The organism is Streptomyces sp. NBC_00078, assembly GCF_026343335.1.
Taxonomy (GTDB): domain Bacteria; phylum Actinomycetota; class Actinomycetes; order Streptomycetales; family Streptomycetaceae; genus Streptomyces.
On the sequence record NZ_JAPELX010000001.1, the window covers coordinates 5631551 to 5647222 of the forward strand.

Consider the following 15672-nt stretch of genomic DNA (forward strand, 5'->3'; position numbering starts at 1 on the left):
AGGCCCGGCACCCCGGTGGTGCCGGGCCTTCGGGTTGCCCCCTACCTCTCCAGCGCGTCGAGCGCACCCAGCTGTGCCATCAGCCCGAGCCGGTCGTACTGCCACCAGCCCTCGACGATCTTCCCGTGGTCTCCGAACCGGAAGACGGTCGTGCCGGTCATGACGACCTTTCGCCCGCTGGCCGGGATGCCCATGAAGTCGCCCTTGTGGGTCGCGTTCCCGGTCCACCGGGTGCACACGCGGTCACCGTCGCAGATCTGGTCCTCGATGGTGAACGCGATGTCGAAGCCGCTGCGCCACATCTCCATCTCGCGCCGCATCGCGTCCATGCCGAGGGTGTCCTGCTCGTTCGCGGGATCGTGGTCGTGGTAGTTCTCGGCGAACAGGTCGTCGAGCGGGGGCAGCTCGCCCTCGGTGGCCTGCGTCTCGAAGAAGCGGCGCGCGGTGGCCGTGTACAACTGCTCGTCCCGCACGACGTCCAGATCCGTGAAGGTCGGCATCTCGTCGCAGAGAGCCACCATCTCCCGGAAGATCTTGTCGGTCTCGGGCAGGCTGGAGTTCCGCATCGCCTCCTCGTACGACGGGAACTCCACGATCTCGATGAAGTGCGACCCGTCCGACCGGTCCTTGCCGATCACACTGTGTGTCGCGGTCCGCTTTCCCCTGGTCTGTTCGACCCATGTGTCCATCAGCCGGTTCATGTCGTCGAAGCGGCTGGTCCTGCAGTCGATGATCTGAACGAAGGTCATGGCTTCGCCTCCGGTCCCCGAGGTCCGGTTGAACAGCACCATTTTCCCACTGGAGCGTCCGGGCGCCCCCTCACCGAGAGGTTATTGCGGCCCGTACTTCCGCCCGGTCCGCGAAGAGATCCCACCCAGCAGCCCGCGGGGCGTCACCTTCACGACCCCCATCAGTGCCTTGTACCGCGGATCCGGGATGGACAACGACTTCCCGCGCGCCAGATCCCCCAGCGCCGCCGCCACGAGCTTGTCCGCGTCCAGCCACATCCACCCGGGGATGTTGTCCGTGCCCATCCCCGCCCGCTGATGGAACTCGGTGCGCACGAACCCCGGGCACAGCGCCATCAGCCGCACCCCGCTGCCGGCCAGATCCTTCGCCGCCCCCTGCGTGAACTGCACGACCCACGCCTTGGAGGCGCCGTACGTGCCGCGCGGCACGAAGGCGGCCACGGACGCGACGTTGACGACACCGCCACGGCCGCGCTCCCGCATCGCCTCGGTCGCAGCCGCCGTGAGCCGCAGTACGGCCTCGCAGTGGACCTTCAGCATCTTCAGCTCGTCGGCCATCGACACGTCGAGGAAGCGGCCCTTGTTGCCGAAGCCGGCGTTGTTGACCAGCAGGTCGACGGGGTTCCTGCGGTCGGCCAGGCGCGCGGCCACGGCCTCGATCCCGTCGTCCGAGGCGAGGTCCGCCGTGAGGACCTCCGCCTCGATGCCGTGCCGGTCGTGCAGCTCGGTCGCCTGTTCCTGCAGCCGCTCGGTGTCGCGGGCGACGAGCACCAGGTTGTGCCCCTCGTTTGCCAGCCGCCGCGCGAACGCGGCGCCGATGCCCGCGGTCGATCCCGTAATCAGAGCCGTTGTCATGGCCCAAGGGTAGTGACCCGGACTGGGCGCATCCGATCTCTGCACATGCTCCGACGCTGGTGAAGCATCCGCGAAGGACGCCCAGGTGAAGGGCCGTCAGAAACCGTGCTCCGCCAGGTGGCGAAGCCCCGCCGCCCCGGCCGCCAACGGCCCGGACGGCAGCGTCCGTTGCGCCGCGGCCGCGGATCCCGCCCGGCACGGTCGCCGCGGTCACCCACCCGGAGCACCCTTCCACGTGACCGTTTCACGAGCTTCGGGCGCAGACCCGCCGGCCAGGTGCCGCCAAAGCACGCCAGCAAGACACCGGGCTTCCCCAAAGGTCCGCTTATGCTCGGACTGTGATCGAAGCCCGTCATCTGCGTGTCCTGCGCGCCGTCGCCACCACCGGTTCCTTCTCGGCGGCCGGGCGCGAACTCGGCTGCACCCAGCCCGCCGTCAGCCAGCAGATAAAGGCCCTGGAGTCGTCCGTGGGCACCCCGCTGCTGGTCCGCAGCGGGCGCGAGATGCGGCTGACGCAGGCCGGAGAGGCCCTCGTGCGGCACGCCAACGGCATCCTCGCCGGGCTCACCGCCGCCGAGGAGGAGGTCGCCGCCATCGCCGGGCTGCGCGCCGGACGCGTCCGGCTGGTCTCCTTCCCCAGCGGCAGCTCCACCCTCGTGCCCACCGCCCTCGCGGCCCTCCGCGCCGCGCACCCCGGCACCCGCGTCTCGCTGGAGGAGGCCGAACCGCCCGCCTCCGTCGAGCTGCTCCGCGAGGGCGACTGCGACGTGGCGCTGGCCTTCCGGTACGAAGGCGCGGCGGGCGCGGGGGAGTGGGACGACCTCGTCGTACGACCGCTGCTGAGCGACCGGCTGGTCGGGCTCGTGCCCGAACGGCACCGGCTCGCCGGGGCCGCGTCCGTGTCCATCGGGGACCTCGCGGGCGAGCCGTGGATCGCTGGTTGCCCGCGCTGCCGCGGGCAGTTGGTCGAGGTGTGCGAGGGGGCCGGTTTCACCCCGCGCATCGACTTCGCCACCGACGACTATCCGGCGGTGGTCGGCCTGGTCGGCGCCGGCCTCGGCGTCGCCGTACTGCCGCAGCTCGCCATCGAGTCGGTACGGCCGCGCCACGCGCGCGTGCTGCCGCTTCGGCCCGCGGTGCGACGGGAGATCGTGGCGCTGACGCTGCCCGATCTGGCCCGCGTTCCGGCGGTGGCGGCGACCCTGGAGGAACTCGGCCGCGCGGCCGCACGGCAGTGAAGAAGGGCACGCACGTGTGCCCTTCTCGTCGGGAGCCCGGGGTCCTGGAGCTCGGGAGGAACCCTGAAACGAAGAAACGTTCCTTCAGTTGTTCGATACGCCGTCCCCGCCGGTGGCCCCCGCCGTCACCAGCCGGTTCCGCGCCCGACCCATGAGTTCTTCGCGCTCGTCCTCGGTCAGGCCGCCCCACACGCCGTACGGCTCTCTCACCGTCAGCGCGTGCGCGGCGCACTGTGCGCGCACGGGGCACCGCATGCAGACCTCCTTGGCCGAGTTCTCGCGAGCGCTCCGGGCCGCACCGCGCTCACCCTCCGGATGGAAGAACAGCGAGCTGTCCACTCCGCGACAGGCGGCCAGAAGCTGCCAGTCCCATAGGTCCGCGTTCGGTCCGGGAAGGCGGGAGAAATCTGCCATTACGTGACCCCTTGTAGCCGTTCTGAGCGGATACGGTGCCAACGACCGTACATCTACGATCTAAGGAGATGAAAATATGACTCATTGCGAATCTAGCCTCAGACACCAGTAGATGGGAAGAAAAGGGGTCTAAATGGGGCATGGGTTGTGATGAAACATCGAGGGTCCGCTCCGCATGTCTGCACCGTGTCCGCCCCCTCACGTAGAGTGCCGAAGATGGCACACGGCCCCGTAACTCTTTCGAGTGACCGTCGTTGAGAGTGCGGAGGCGGTTGAAGCAACAGGTGCTCGGGCAGACGTCCGAGACGGTCGACCGCACAGGTGACGATTTCGTACCAGCCTGGAGGCTCAAGGTGACGTGCATCAGCTGCGGAGGGCGGCCATGACATCCGTCCTCGTCTGCGACGACTCCCCGCTTGCCCGAGAGGCGCTCCGCCGCGCGGTCGCGACCGTGCCCGGCGTCGAGCGCGTGACGACCGCGGCCAACGGCGAGGAAGTCCTCCGCCGCTGGGGCGCCGACCGCTCGGACCTGATTCTGATGGACGTGCGCATGCCCGGGCTGGGCGGCGTCGAGACCGTACGGCGGCTGCTGTCCGCCGACCCCGGCGCACGCATCATCATGCTCACGGTCGCCGAGGACCTGGACGGTGTGGCCCTCGCGGTCGCCGCCGGTGCCCGCGGCTATCTGCACAAGGACGCCTCGCGCGCGGAGCTGCGCGCGACCGTCACCCAGGCGCTCGCCGACCCGACCTGGCGGCTGGCGCCGCGCCGGCTGCGCTCCGCCGAGATGGGCGCCGCGCCCACGCTCACGGCGCGTGAGATCCAGGTGCTCGAAGGGATGAGCCACGGACGGTCCAATGCAGAGATCGGGCGTGAGCTGTTCCTCTCCGAGGACACGGTGAAGACCCACGCGCGGCGGCTGTTCAAGAAGCTCGGCGCGTCGGACCGGGCGCATGCGGTGGCGCTCGGGTTCCGCTGGGGCCTGGTTCGCTGAGAGTTCGGTCGTGCAGGTTGTCGTAGTGGCGCGGGCCGGTCGTGGCTGGTCGCGCCCACGCGGCCGGGCCGAGGACCGGTGCAGCCACGCGCCCCTCCGGGGGCGCGGTTGCGAGGTCGGTCAAGCGGTCATCCCGGCGCCCGCTGCTCGTTTCGGCGCGGATGCCGCATCCTTGAGGTGTGGAGTCTCTCGGGGACGAGTCGGTCGAGCGGAAGAGGAGGGCGCAGGGGATGAGTTCCGGCGCACCTGCTCATAACGCTTCGGTGCACAACATCGGACGCGGTGCCACGGACCGCACGGCCGCAAGGCACCATGGACCGATGCGCGACGACGAGGCGGCGAGTGCCGCAGGGGGCATCGGTGCACTCGTCCACCACGCTGTCGAAGGGGACGAGCAGGCCACACACGACCTGCTCGCCCATGTTCACCCGCTGGCGCTGCGCTACTGCCGCGCCCGTCTGTCCCGTCTTCCGGGCGACGCCCGGCACTTCGTGGAGGACCTCGCGCAAGAGGTCTGCGTCGCCGTCCTCCTCGCGCTGCCGCGCTACAAGGACACCGGCCGCCCCTTCGAGGCGTTCGTCTTCGCCATCGCCGCCCACAAGGTCGCGGACCTGCAGCGAGCGGCGATGCGGCACCCGGGTTCGACCGCCGTCCCGTCCGACGAGATGCCCGAGCGGCCCGATGACTCGCTCGGCCCGGAGGAGCGGGCGCTGCTGAGCAGCGACGCCGAATGGGCCAAGAAACTCCTGGCCAACCTGCCCGAGAACCAGCGCGAACTGCTCCTGCTGCGCATCGCGGTGGGGCTCACGGCCGAGGAGACCGGCCAGATGTTGGGAATGTCACCCGGGGCGGTCCGGGTGGCGCAGCACCGGGCCCTGAGCCGGCTCAGGGCGCTCGCGGAGCAGTAACCCCTTCGCCGTGAGCCGGTGAACGCCTTCTTTTGAACCCGCCGCCCGGAAATTCCGTACGAACATACGAACCCGAGGTCGCGCGGAACCGTGGAATTTGGTAGCCGTGCTTCCCGTTAGCATGGACATCCGCACCGATCAAGGCCATTTGGGGAAGGTGTCATGACTGCAAACGTCGACGGAGTGCCCGGAAAATTCGCGACACTCGGGCTGACCTACGACGACGTGCTGCTGCTGCCGGGCGCCTCCGAGGTGCTCCCCGGCGCGGTCGACACCTCGTCCCGCATCTCCCGCAACGTCCGGGTCAACATCCCGCTCCTCTCGGCGGCGATGGACAAGGTGACCGAGTCGCGCATGGCCATCGCGATGGCCCGCCTCGGCGGCGTCGGCGTGCTGCACCGCAATCTCTCCGTCGAGGACCAGGTCAACCAGGTCGATCTGGTCAAGCGGTCCGAGTCCGGCATGGTCACCGACCCCATCACGGTGCACCCGGAGGCGACGCTCGCCGACGCTGACGCGCTGTGTGCCAAGTTCCGCATCAGCGGTGTCCCCGTCACCGACCCGGCCGGGAAGCTGCTGGGCATCGTGACCAACCGCGACATGGCCTTCGAGTCCGACCGCAGCCGCCAGGTGCGCGAGGTCATGACGCCGATGCCGCTGGTCACCGGCAAGGTCGGCATCTCCGGCGTGGACGCCATGGAGCTGCTGCGCCGCCACAAGATCGAGAAGCTTCCGCTGGTCGACGAGGCGGGAGTCCTCAAGGGCCTGATCACCGTCAAGGACTTCGTCAAGGCCGAGAAGTACCCGAACGCGGCCAAGGACGCCGAGGGCCGGCTGCTCGTCGGAGCCGCCGTGGGCGCCAGCCCCGAGGCACTGGAGCGCGCCCAGGCGCTCGCCGAGGCCGGGGTGGACTTCCTGGTCGTCGACACCTCGCACGGCCACAACAGCAACGCCCTCAGCTGGATGTCGAAGATCAAGTCGAGCGTCTCCGTCGACGTGATCGGCGGCAACGTCGCCACGCGTGACGGCGCCCAGGCACTGATCGACGCCGGTGTCGACGGCATCAAGGTGGGTGTCGGCCCGGGTTCGATCTGTACGACCCGTGTGGTCGCCGGCATCGGTGTCCCGCAGGTCACCGCGATCTACGAGGCATCCCTCGCCGCCCGGCCGGCCGGCGTCCCGCTGATCGGCGACGGCGGTCTGCAGTACTCCGGCGACATCGGCAAGGCGCTGGCCGCCGGTGCCGACACCGTGATGCTCGGCAGCCTCCTGGCCGGCTGCGAGGAGTCGCCCGGCGAGCTGCAGTTCATCAACGGCAAGCAGTACAAGTCGTACCGCGGCATGGGCTCGCTCGGTGCCATGCAGTCCCGCGGCCAGGGCAAGTCGTACTCGAAGGACCGCTACTTCCAGGCCGAGGTCTCCGCCGACGACAAGCTCGTGCCCGAGGGCATCGAGGGCCAGGTGCCCTACCGCGGCCCGCTGTCCAGCGTCCTGCACCAGCTCGTCGGCGGACTGCGCCAGACCATGGGCTACGTGGGCGCGGCCACCATCGACGAGATGGAGACGAAGGGCCGCTTCGTGCGGATCACCTCCGCGGGCCTCAAGGAGAGCCACCCGCACGACATCCAGATGACGGTCGAGGCGCCGAACTACAGCCGCAACAAGTAGTGGCAACAAGTAGTCGTAAGTAGTCGCCAGGCTTCCCGAGGGCGGTCCCGGAGTACCGGGGCCGCCCTTGTCGTATCCGTCGGCGATACTGGAAGACGCTGAAACGCATCAGGAAAGGCCACAGACGTGACTGAGATCGAGATCGGGCGCGGCAAGCGCGGCCGCCGGGCGTACGCCTTCGACGACATCGCCGTCGTCCCCAGCCGCCGTACGCGGGACCCGAAGGAGGTCTCGATCGCCTGGCAGATCGACGCCTACCGCTTCGAGCTGCCGTTCCTGGCCGCTCCCATGGACTCGGTCGTCTCGCCGGCCACCGCGATCCGCATCGGTGAGCTCGGCGGCCTCGGCGTGCTCAACCTCGAGGGCCTGTGGACGCGGTACGAGGACCCGCAGCCGCTGCTCGACGAGATCACCGAGCTGGACGCGGACACCGCGACGCGCCGCCTCCAGGAGATCTACTCCGCCCCCATCAAGGAGGAGCTGATCGGTGCGCGCATCAAGGAGGTGCGCGACTCCGGCGTGGTCACGGCGGCCGCGCTCTCCCCGCAGCGCACGGCGCAGTTCTCCAAGGCGGTCGTGGACGCGGGCGTGGACATCTTCGTCATCCGCGGTACGACGGTCTCGGCGGAGCACGTCTCGGGCTCGCACGAGCCGTTGAACCTGAAGCAGTTCATCTACGAGCTCGACGTCCCGGTGATCGTGGGCGGCTGCGCCACCTACACAGCGGCCCTGCACCTGATGCGCACGGGTGCGGCGGGCGTGCTGGTCGGCTTCGGCGGCGGCGCCGCGCACACCACGCGCAACGTCCTGGGCATCCAGGTCCCGATGGCGACGGCGGTCGCGGACGTGGCGGCGGCCCGGCGCGACTACATGGACGAGTCCGGCGGCCGGTACGTGCACGTGATCGCGGACGGCGGTGTGGGCTGGTCCGGCGACCTCCCGAAGGCGATCGCCTGCGGTGCGGACGCGGTGATGATGGGCTCCCCGCTGGCCCGCGCGACGGACGGTCCGGGCAAGGGCCACCACTGGGGCATGGAGGCCGTCAACGAGGAGCTGCCGCGCGGCAAGAAGGTCGACCTCGGCACGGTCGGCACCATCGAGGAGGTGCTGACGGGCCCGTCGCACACCCCGGACGGCTCGATGAACCTGTTCGGCGCCCTGCGCCGCGCGATGGCCACCACCGGCTACAGCGAGCTGAAGGAGTTCCAGCGCGTCGAGGTGACGGTGGCGGACTCGCAGCACAAGCGGTGACGCCGGGCTCGGCCTGAGCGCAGCAGGGCCCGGACCGCCGGCAGACGGTCCGGGCCCTGTGCCGTACGCGCGTCGTGTCGTACGGGCTGTGTCGTACGGCGTTACGCCGCGGCCTTCCTGGCGCCGGTGAACGCCACGTACGCGGCGATCGCGAAGAACACGAAGGTCAGCGGGTCGGCATCCGCCTTCCATGCCTCCTGGGCCACGTTGAGGTGCTGGAAGAAGATCTCGCTGAAGCCGGCGTTCACCTGGTTCGCGATGAGCATGGCCTCGCCGACGAGCTGGCCGAGGTACACGGCCGCCAGCGACAGGACCGCGCTCGCTACCGGCAGGACGGGGTTGCGGCCGCCGACACGGCCCGCGGCCAGGCCGATCAGGAAGCCGACGCCGACCGCCGCCCAGCCGATCTCGTGCTTGGTGAGTCCGATGATGGCGCCGTAGACACCGGCCACGACCACGGCGGCACCGAAGGCGGCAGCCAGGCCGAGACCGATGTTGCCGCTCACCGGAGCGGGAGCGGGAACGGTCACGTACGGGACCCCCGGCGCCTGGGGCGGCGGTATGGCGCCCGGCAGCTGCGCGAACGGGTTGCCGTCGACCGGCTGTGGCTGCTGCGGCGGCGGAGCTGACTGGCTCATGACAGAGATCCCCCCACGGGATGGAACGAACGGATGGTGACGCGGAGAAGCGCGCGCACGACTGTGCGGCGAGTGGAGGGAGAGTAGCAGGCCGGGACGACAGGGTGACCAGCGAATTTGCCGTCACAGACGGTGAGCGGCTCCCGTCGGTGCCGCTCCCCTTGTGTCCAGCAGGAGTTGGGCCTTCACGGACAGGCCCTGCAGGTCGTACGTGCGGTGGTGCTGGAGCAGGATCGTCAGGTCGGCGTCGGCCGCGGCGTCGTAGAGGGACTCCGCGCGCGGGACCGGGCGTTCCAGGACGTTCCAGAACGGGACGTACGGGTCGTGGTAGCTGACCGCGGCGCCGAGTTTCGTGAGGCGGACGGCGATCTCCCGGGCGGGGGTGCCCTGTTGGTCGGCGAGGTCGGGCTTGTAGGTGACGCCGAGGAGCAGCACGCGCGCGCCTCGCGCCGACTTGCCGTGCTCGTTCAGGAGGGCCGCCGCGCGCTGGACGACGTAACGGGGCATCTGGCTGTTGACCTGCTGGGCCAGTTCCACCATGCGCAGAGTGCGGCCCGCGGAGCCGGTCAGGTCCTGGGGGACGGCGTGGCCGCCGACTCCGGGGCCGGGGCGGAAGGCCTCGAAGCCGAACGGCTTGGTCTCCGCGCAGCGGATGACGTCCCACAGGTCGACGCCCAGGTCGTTGCAGAGGCCGGCCATCTCGTTGACGAGCGCGATGTTCACGTGCCGGAAGTTGGTCTCCAGCAACTGCACGGTCTCCGCCTCACGCAGTCCACGCGCGCGTACCACCTTGTCGGTGAGGCGGCTGTAGAACGCGGCGGCGGACTCGGTGCAGGCGGAGGTGAGGCCGCCGATCACCTTGGGGGTGTTGGACGGGGTGAAGTCGCGGTTGCCGGGGTCCACCCGGCTGGGCGAATAGGCGAGGTGGAAGTCGCGGCCCGCGCGGAGCCGGGATCCGTCTTCGAGGAGGGGGCGCAGGAACTCCTCCGTGGTGCCGGGCGGGACGGGCGACTCCAGGATGACCGTGGTGTGCGGGCGCAGCCGCGCGGCCAGGGTGCGGGCCGCCGCCTCCACCTGGGTGAGATCGAGGCCGCCGTCCGCGCCGCGCGGGGTCGGCGCGCAGATGACCGCGGTGCGTACCCGGCCCAGCTCGGCCGGGCTGGTGGCGTGCCGGAAGCCCCCCGAGAGCATCCGGCGCAGTTCTGCGGGGCTGAGGGAGCCGGGCTCGGGCCCGGTCCGGTAGCCGAGTGTGGAGATACCGGCCGCGACGGCTGCCTGGGCCAGGGGCAGGCCGAACGGGCCGAGTCCGATGACGGCGAGATCTGCGGGCATGGCGTGGGCCGTCCTTCCCAATAACCGAAGCGGGACAGGTGCGCAAGCCCTGTGGACAGGACAGGTGAGGCGCAATGTCACACTAGGAGTAAATATGACCTACTTGCGGTATTGGCTGTCCGTGTTTTCCGCAGGTCCTGGGAATGTTGTCCACAGGCTGAGGGCGCGTGGTGGCTGAAGTCGGGCAAGCCGGTCAGAATTTTGGGCAGGGGGACAGGAACCGGGCTTCGCCCCACGGGTGCGGCCGACGCTACTGATAGCGGGAGGCAGCGGTGAGGACAGCGACACTGGGGCCGGCGCAGCGAGCCGAGTCACTGGCGGGAATGGCGGAGCGCGAATTGGACGTGCTGGTCGTGGGCGCAGGCGTGGTCGGTGCGGGCACCGCACTGGACGCCGTGACGCGCGGTCTGTCCACGGGCCTGGTCGAGGCGCGCGACTGGGCGTCCGGCACATCCAGCAGGTCCAGCAAGCTGATCCACGGCGGACTGCGCTATCTGGAGATGCTCGACTTCGCGCTCGTACGGGAGGCGCTGAAGGAGCGCGGGCTGCTCCTGGAGCGGCTGGCCCCTCATCTGGTGAAGCCGGTGCCTTTCCTGTACCCCTTGCAGCACCAGGGCTGGGAGCGCCTGTACGCCGGATCGGGCGTCGCGCTCTACGACGCCATGTCGATGGCCCGCGGACACGGCCGTGGCCTGCCCATGCACCGCCACCTGACCCGACGTCACGCCCTGCGCGTGGCGCCGGCCCTGAGGAAGGACGCACTGGTCGGTGCCCTGCAGTACTACGACGCGCAGATGGACGACGCCCGCTATGTGGCCACTTTGGTGCGCACCGCGGCGTCGTACGGCGCGAAGGTCGCCAACGGCGCGCGCGTGACGGGATTCGTGCGGGAGGGCGAGCGGGTCGTCGGCGCGCGCGTGCAGGACGTCGAGGCGGGCGGCGAGTACGAGGTCCGCGCCAAGCAGGTCGTCAACGCGACGGGTGTGTGGACCGACGACACCCAGGGGATGGTGGGAGAACGCGGACAGTTCCACGTACGGGCGTCCAAGGGCATCCACCTGGTCGTGCCGAAGGACCGCATCAACTCCTCGTCCGGACTGATTCTGCGCACGGAGAAGTCCGTGCTGTTCGTCATCCCCTGGGGCCGGCACTGGATCATCGGCACCACGGACACCGACTGGGACCTCGACAAGACGCATCCGGCCGCTTCCAGCGCGGACATCGACTACCTGCTGGAGCATGTGAACTCGGTGCTCGCGGTGCCGCTCACGCGGGACGACGTGCAGGGCGTGTACGCGGGTCTGCGCCCGCTGCTGGCCGGTGAGTCGGACGCCACCAGCAAGCTGTCGCGCGAGCACACCGTGGCGCATCCCGCCCCCGGCCTCGTCGTGGTGGCGGGCGGCAAGTACACGACGTACCGGGTGATGGCCAAGGACGCGGTCGACGAGGCGGTGCACGGCCTCGACATGCGGGTCGCCGAGTGTGTGACGGAGGATGTGCCGCTGCTCGGAGCCGAGGGCTACCGGGCGCTGTGGAACGCGCGAGCGCGGATCGCGGCCCGCACGGGCCTTCATGTGGTGCGCGTGGAACACCTGTTGAACCGGTACGGGGCGATGACGGAGGAGGTCCTCGACCTCATCGCCGCCGACTCCTCGCTCGGCGAGCCCCTGCAGGCCGCCGACGACTATCTGCGCGCCGAGATCGTGTACGCGGCCTCGCACGAGGGCGCACGGCATCTGGACGACGTGCTGACCCGGCGCACCCGCATCTCCATCGAGACCTTCGACCGGGGGACGCGGAGTGCGCGGGAGGCGGCCGAACTCATGGCGCCGGTGCTCGGCTGGGACAAGGACCACATCGAGCGCGAGGTCGAGCACTACGAGAAGCGGGTGGAGGCCGAGCGGGAGTCGCAGCGGCAGCCGGACGATCTGACGGCGGATGCGGCGAGGCTCGGCGCCCGGGACATCGTGCCGCTGTAGAGCGTCGGTCCGGGCGGGACGTTCGGACGGGACCGGTCGGCGGGACCGGTCGCCCAGGAGGTTCGGGCGGGACGTTCCGGCAGCGAGTTCGGGCGGAACGAGCGTCACTCGAACGAGTGTCGCGAACCGGGATCTTCGTTCGGAACCGGGTCGTTCTACGGGGTGCGGGGGCAGAACTCGGCGGCGAGCAGGGCCGGTTCGAGGCCGGGATCTGTGACCGCCGTCGTGTTCACCCGGAAGGTGAGGACGCGACGACCGTCGACGGTGGCCGCGGTGCGCACATAGCTGCCGGTGATACGGCCGTTGTGCCCCCACACCGTGATGCCGCACGGCAGCTTCTGGGGAAACAGGCCCATGCCGTACAACCCGTGTGCGGCCCGGGTGTCGCGCATTTCGTGCAGCAGGCGTGAGGGCAGCAGCCGGCCTCCGAGCAGTGCCGCGTAGAAGCGGTCCAGATCGGCCAGGGTGGTCACGAGCTCGCCAGCGGCTCCGGCCACCCGCGGGTCGAGTTCGGTGACGTCGGTTCCGTCGGCGGCGTAGGCGCGACCGTGCGGGGAGGGGAGAGAAGTGCGCGCACCAGGAAAGGAGGTACCCGTCAGATCCAGCGGAGCGATGATGCGCCGCTCGGCCTCGGTGGCGTAGGAGTGGCCCGTGACCTGCTCGATGACCATGCCGAGCAGCACGTAGTTGGTGTTCGAGTAGGCGAAGCGGCCGGGTTCGGCCGGAGGGTGGGTGAGTGCGATGCGTACGGCTTGAAGGGGGGACAGGGGGGTCAGGCCCTTGGTCTCCGCGGAGAAGTCGTTCAGGCCGCTGGTGTGGGTGAGCAGGGAACGCAGGGTCAGCGCGCGGCCGTCGTTGCCCGCTCCGTGCACCAGGCCCGGCAGATGCTGCTCCACCGTGTCGGACAGGGACAGCCGGTGCTCTGCCGCGAGTTGCAGGACGACGGTCGCGATGAAGGTCTTCGTGATGCTGCCGGCGCGGAAGTGGTCGGCGCGGCTGATGCCTTGGCCCGCCCGGGCGTAGTGGGTGCCGGGCTCCTCGCGGGCCATGAGGGCTGCGGCGGGGGCTCCGCCCGCGGTGACCAGCAGCGGGAGGAGCGCGTCCGTGGCCGGTGCGGTGGGTGCGGAGGAGGCGGCGGGGGTGAGAGCGAGCAGCGCCAGGGCCACCGGCATGGCCAGTAGCGTCCGAAGCGGGGGCATCGCGAGTCCTCCCTTGTCGCGGCCCATCATGCAGGGTGGCCGACGGCGCGGTGCGGCAGGGCCTCGCGTGCACAGGCACCCCGTACGGTGCCAGGAGCACCCTGGGCGACGGGCACTTGTCGGGTGAGGGACAATGAAGGCTCTGTCAGGGCGGGTTGTATGAGGGGACGCATGTCGGAGGCGGAGCGGGCGGGGACATCTCGTCAGGACACTCGTCAGGACAACCGCGAGCGTCTTCTCGCCGGGCGGTACCGGCTGGGGAAGGTGCTCGGCCGTGGTGGCATGGGCACGGTGTGGCGGGCCGAGGACGAAACCCTGGGCCGGACGGTCGCCGTCAAGGAGTTGCGATTCCCGTCGAACATCGACGAGGACGAGAAGCGCCGGCTGATCACGCGGACGCTGCGCGAGGCCAAGGCGATCGCGCGGATCCGCAACAACAGCGCGGTGACGGTCTTCGACGTGGTCGAGGAGGACGACCGGCCGTGGATCGTGATGGAGCTCGTCGAGGGCAAGTCGCTCGCCGAGTTCATCCGGGAGGACGGCCTGCTGAAGCCGAGGCGGGCGGCGGAGGTCGGGCTGGCCATTCTCGACGTGCTGCGTTCGGCGCACCGCGAAGGCATCCTGCACCGTGACGTGAAGCCGTCGAACGTCCTGCTGGAGTCCGACACCCAGCGGGTCGTGCTCACCGACTTCGGTATCGCCCAGGTCGAGGGCGACCCGTCGATCACCTCGACCGGCATGCTCGTCGGCGCGCCCTCCTACATCTCCCCGGAGCGGGCCCGCGGGCACAAGCCGGGCCCCGCAGCCGACCTGTGGTCGCTCGGCGGACTGCTGTACGCGGCGGTCGAGGGCGTGCCGCCGTACGACAAGGGTTCCGCGATCGCGACGCTGACCGCGGTGATGACCGAGCAGTTGGAGGAGCCGAAGAACGCGGGGCCGCTGACGGACGTCATCTACGGTCTGCTCACCAAGGACCCGGCGAAGCGGCTCGACGACGCCGGCGCGCGGGCGATGCTCAACGCGGTGATCCACGCGCCCGAGTCGAAGGCGGCCGAGCCGGAGCCTCCGGCCGACGCGACCAGGGTCGTGCCGTTGCCGGTGCAGCCCGACGGGCCCGAGGGCGGGCGGGGTTCGGGGGGCTCCGGCCCCAAGCGGGGCGAGGAGGCCGCGGAGAAGCTGCGCGGGGCGCTGCGTTCCGTGCGCAAGGCCGCCGTGGGGGCGGCCGGTTCGGCGGCGGCCGCTCGTGGCAAGTCGGGCAGCCGCACGGCGGGTTCGGGGTCCGGTGGCACCACGTCCACCGGGCAGTCCGGCGGTGCGGCCTCGGGTGCGGCCGGCTCCACGGCGCCCATGCCGACGGTGCCTCCCGTGCCTCCGGCTCCGCCGACGGCCTCGGCACCGTCGGTGTCGGCCCAGCCGTCCTCTTCGGGTACGTCGTCCCCTTCGGGCACGGCGCCGGCGTCGGGTACCTTGGCTGCTTCCGGTTCCTCGGCCGCGGCGGCTTCGTCGGCTTCCGCGAAGGGCGTGGGCTCCGGAGGACCGGAGCGCGGATCCCAGGGGGCGAACACGCAGGCCGGCGGGCGTAGTTCGGGGTGGCCGGTCATGCCGCCGCCGGATCTGCCGCCGCGGTCTGTGCCCAGGGCGCCCCTCACCGACGTGGTGCCGAAGCGGACGCTGGTGATCATCGCGGTGGTGGTCGTGCTCGCCGTGCTCGGCACCGTGCTGGCCCTCACGCTCGGCGACAACGACAAGGATGCGAACGGGGCCGGGGGCGGCGGCAGGAAGCCGGTGGCGAGCGCGTCGAACAGTGCCGGTTCCAAGGAGGACACAAGGGGCGGGACCCGTGGTGACGGGGGCGCTTCGCAGTCCGCGTCGAGTTCGAAGGGCGGCGGCACGCCCAGCAACACGCCGACCGCGACCGGCGGAAGCGGTGGGGCAGCCGGCGGGCCGTCCGGGGGCGGCAGTGCGGTGGAGACGTCGCACAAGGGCGGCCAGGGGTATTCGATCGGACTGCCCAAGGGGTGGACGTTTCAGTCCACGAGTGCCGCGGGGGACCGGTTCACCGGACCCGGCGGGCAGAAGCTGCTCGTCGCTTGGACGTCCACGCCCAAGGGCGACCCGGTGGGCGACTGGAAGAACCAGGAGCGCTACATGGTGCGCTCGCAGTACCGGAAGATCCGCATAGGACAGGTGGACTACCGCGGCTGGAACGCGGCCGACTGGGAGTTCACCTATGTGGAGAGCGGGACGAAGTACCGGACGATCGACCGGGGCTTCGTCGTGGACGACGATCTCGGGTATGCGCTGATGTACACGGCGAAAGCCGTCAATTGGGGCAGTGAACTCCGTAAGGAGACCTGGCAGACGTTCGCGAAGACGTTCGAACCCAAGTCGTGAAGTGATCGAACCCGCGTTTGGGCCGCGAGATCTGGCATCACCTCTTTGCGGGT

The 15672-nt window shown here is 70.3% G+C and carries 13 protein-coding genes; 7 read left to right on the forward strand and 6 right to left on the reverse strand.

The window, feature by feature from the left end:
* Positions 1–41: 41 nt before the first annotated feature.
* Both OOK07_RS26565 and OOK07_RS26570 read right to left on the reverse strand, forming a co-directional pair.
* The gene (locus OOK07_RS26565) at positions 42–749 is read right to left on the reverse strand and encodes an ester cyclase (RefSeq protein ID WP_266798884.1); all 708 of its coding nucleotides are present in this window, start codon (positions 747–749) and stop codon (positions 42–44) included.
* An 81-nt stretch (positions 750–830) separates the two neighbouring features.
* Positions 831–1604 carry an SDR family NAD(P)-dependent oxidoreductase gene (locus tag OOK07_RS26570; protein ID WP_266798886.1) on the reverse strand — a complete coding sequence of 258 codons (774 nt, stop codon included), beginning with the start codon at positions 1602–1604 and terminating at the stop codon, positions 831–833.
* A gap of 338 nt (positions 1605–1942) precedes the next feature.
* Between OOK07_RS26570 and OOK07_RS26575 the strand changes: the two genes are divergently transcribed.
* Positions 1943–2842 carry a LysR family transcriptional regulator gene (locus OOK07_RS26575; RefSeq protein ID WP_266798888.1) on the forward strand — a complete coding sequence of 300 codons (900 nt, stop codon included), beginning with the start codon at positions 1943–1945 and terminating at the stop codon, positions 2840–2842.
* A gap of 84 nt (positions 2843–2926) precedes the next feature.
* On the opposite strand, the gene OOK07_RS26580 is transcribed toward OOK07_RS26575, so the two are convergent.
* Entirely contained in the window at positions 2927–3256 is a 330-nt protein-coding gene (locus tag OOK07_RS26580) for a WhiB family transcriptional regulator (protein WP_266683932.1), read from the reverse strand.
* Between the two features lie 382 nt (positions 3257–3638).
* Here OOK07_RS26580 and OOK07_RS26585 point away from each other — a divergent pair, with 382 nt between their 5' ends.
* From OOK07_RS26585 to OOK07_RS26600, 4 genes are all read left to right on the forward strand, one after another.
* On the forward strand, positions 3639–4250 hold the full coding sequence (locus tag OOK07_RS26585; RefSeq protein ID WP_003948568.1) for a response regulator transcription factor: 612 nt from the start codon (positions 3639–3641) through the stop codon (positions 4248–4250).
* Positions 4251–4570: 320 nt separating this feature from the next.
* Complete coding sequence (locus OOK07_RS26590) at positions 4571–5158, forward strand: sigma-70 family RNA polymerase sigma factor (RefSeq protein ID WP_266683934.1); 588 nt, start codon at positions 4571–4573, stop codon at positions 5156–5158.
* Positions 5159–5320: 162 nt separating this feature from the next.
* Entirely contained in the window at positions 5321–6826 is a 1506-nt protein-coding gene (guaB, locus tag OOK07_RS26595) for an IMP dehydrogenase (RefSeq protein WP_266683935.1), read from the forward strand.
* A 126-nt stretch (positions 6827–6952) separates the two neighbouring features.
* Complete coding sequence (locus OOK07_RS26600; RefSeq protein ID WP_266519798.1) at positions 6953–8077, forward strand: GuaB3 family IMP dehydrogenase-related protein; 1125 nt, start codon at positions 6953–6955, stop codon at positions 8075–8077.
* Positions 8078–8178: 101 nt separating this feature from the next.
* Here the strand turns inward: OOK07_RS26600 and OOK07_RS26605 are convergent, their stop codons facing one another.
* Together OOK07_RS26605 and OOK07_RS26610 are read right to left on the reverse strand one after the other, a co-directional pair.
* Complete coding sequence (locus OOK07_RS26605; protein ID WP_266798892.1) at positions 8179–8715, reverse strand: hypothetical protein; 537 nt, start codon at positions 8713–8715, stop codon at positions 8179–8181.
* A gap of 123 nt (positions 8716–8838) precedes the next feature.
* Positions 8839–10047 carry a nucleotide sugar dehydrogenase gene (locus OOK07_RS26610; RefSeq protein ID WP_266683940.1) on the reverse strand — a complete coding sequence of 403 codons (1209 nt, stop codon included), beginning with the start codon at positions 10045–10047 and terminating at the stop codon, positions 8839–8841.
* Positions 10048–10319: 272 nt separating this feature from the next.
* On the opposite strand from OOK07_RS26610, the gene OOK07_RS26615 reads away from it, so the two are divergent.
* On the forward strand, positions 10320–12026 hold the full coding sequence (locus OOK07_RS26615; protein ID WP_266683942.1) for a glycerol-3-phosphate dehydrogenase/oxidase: 1707 nt from the start codon (positions 10320–10322) through the stop codon (positions 12024–12026).
* A 155-nt stretch (positions 12027–12181) separates the two neighbouring features.
* On the opposite strand, the gene OOK07_RS26620 is transcribed toward OOK07_RS26615, so the two are convergent.
* Positions 12182–13225, reverse strand: coding sequence for a serine hydrolase domain-containing protein (locus OOK07_RS26620; RefSeq protein WP_266798894.1), 1044 nt, complete (start codon positions 13223–13225; stop codon positions 12182–12184).
* A 171-nt stretch (positions 13226–13396) separates the two neighbouring features.
* Here OOK07_RS26620 and OOK07_RS26625 point away from each other — a divergent pair, with 171 nt between their 5' ends.
* Positions 13397–15619, forward strand: a complete 2223-nt coding sequence (locus tag OOK07_RS26625) for a serine/threonine-protein kinase (protein WP_266798896.1) — start codon at positions 13397–13399, stop codon at positions 15617–15619.
* The last annotated feature ends 53 nt before the right edge of the window (positions 15620–15672 follow it).

Excerpts from the sequence above, each read along its gene's own strand:
- OOK07_RS26565 (WP_266798884.1), bottom strand. The coding sequence starts at position 749 with ATGACCTTCGTTCAGATCATCGACTGCAGGACCAGCCGCTTCGACGAC.
- OOK07_RS26570 (WP_266798886.1), bottom strand. The coding sequence starts at position 1,604 with ATGACAACGGCTCTGATTACGGGATCGACCGCGGGCATCGGCGCCGCG.
- OOK07_RS26580 (WP_266683932.1), bottom strand. The coding sequence starts at position 3,256 with ATGGCAGATTTCTCCCGCCTTCCCGGACCGAACGCGGACCTATGGGAC.
- OOK07_RS26585 (WP_003948568.1), top strand. The coding sequence starts at position 3,639 with ATGACATCCGTCCTCGTCTGCGACGACTCCCCGCTTGCCCGAGAGGCG.
- OOK07_RS26590 (WP_266683934.1), top strand. The coding sequence starts at position 4,571 with ATGCGCGACGACGAGGCGGCGAGTGCCGCAGGGGGCATCGGTGCACTC.
- guaB (WP_266683935.1), top strand. The coding sequence starts at position 5,321 with ATGACTGCAAACGTCGACGGAGTGCCCGGAAAATTCGCGACACTCGGG.
- OOK07_RS26605 (WP_266798892.1), bottom strand. The coding sequence starts at position 8,715 with ATGAGCCAGTCAGCTCCGCCGCCGCAGCAGCCACAGCCGGTCGACGGC.
- OOK07_RS26610 (WP_266683940.1), bottom strand. The coding sequence starts at position 10,047 with ATGCCCGCAGATCTCGCCGTCATCGGACTCGGCCCGTTCGGCCTGCCC.
- OOK07_RS26620 (WP_266798894.1), bottom strand. The coding sequence starts at position 13,225 with ATGCCCCCGCTTCGGACGCTACTGGCCATGCCGGTGGCCCTGGCGCTG.
- OOK07_RS26625 (WP_266798896.1), top strand. The coding sequence starts at position 13,397 with ATGTCGGAGGCGGAGCGGGCGGGGACATCTCGTCAGGACACTCGTCAG.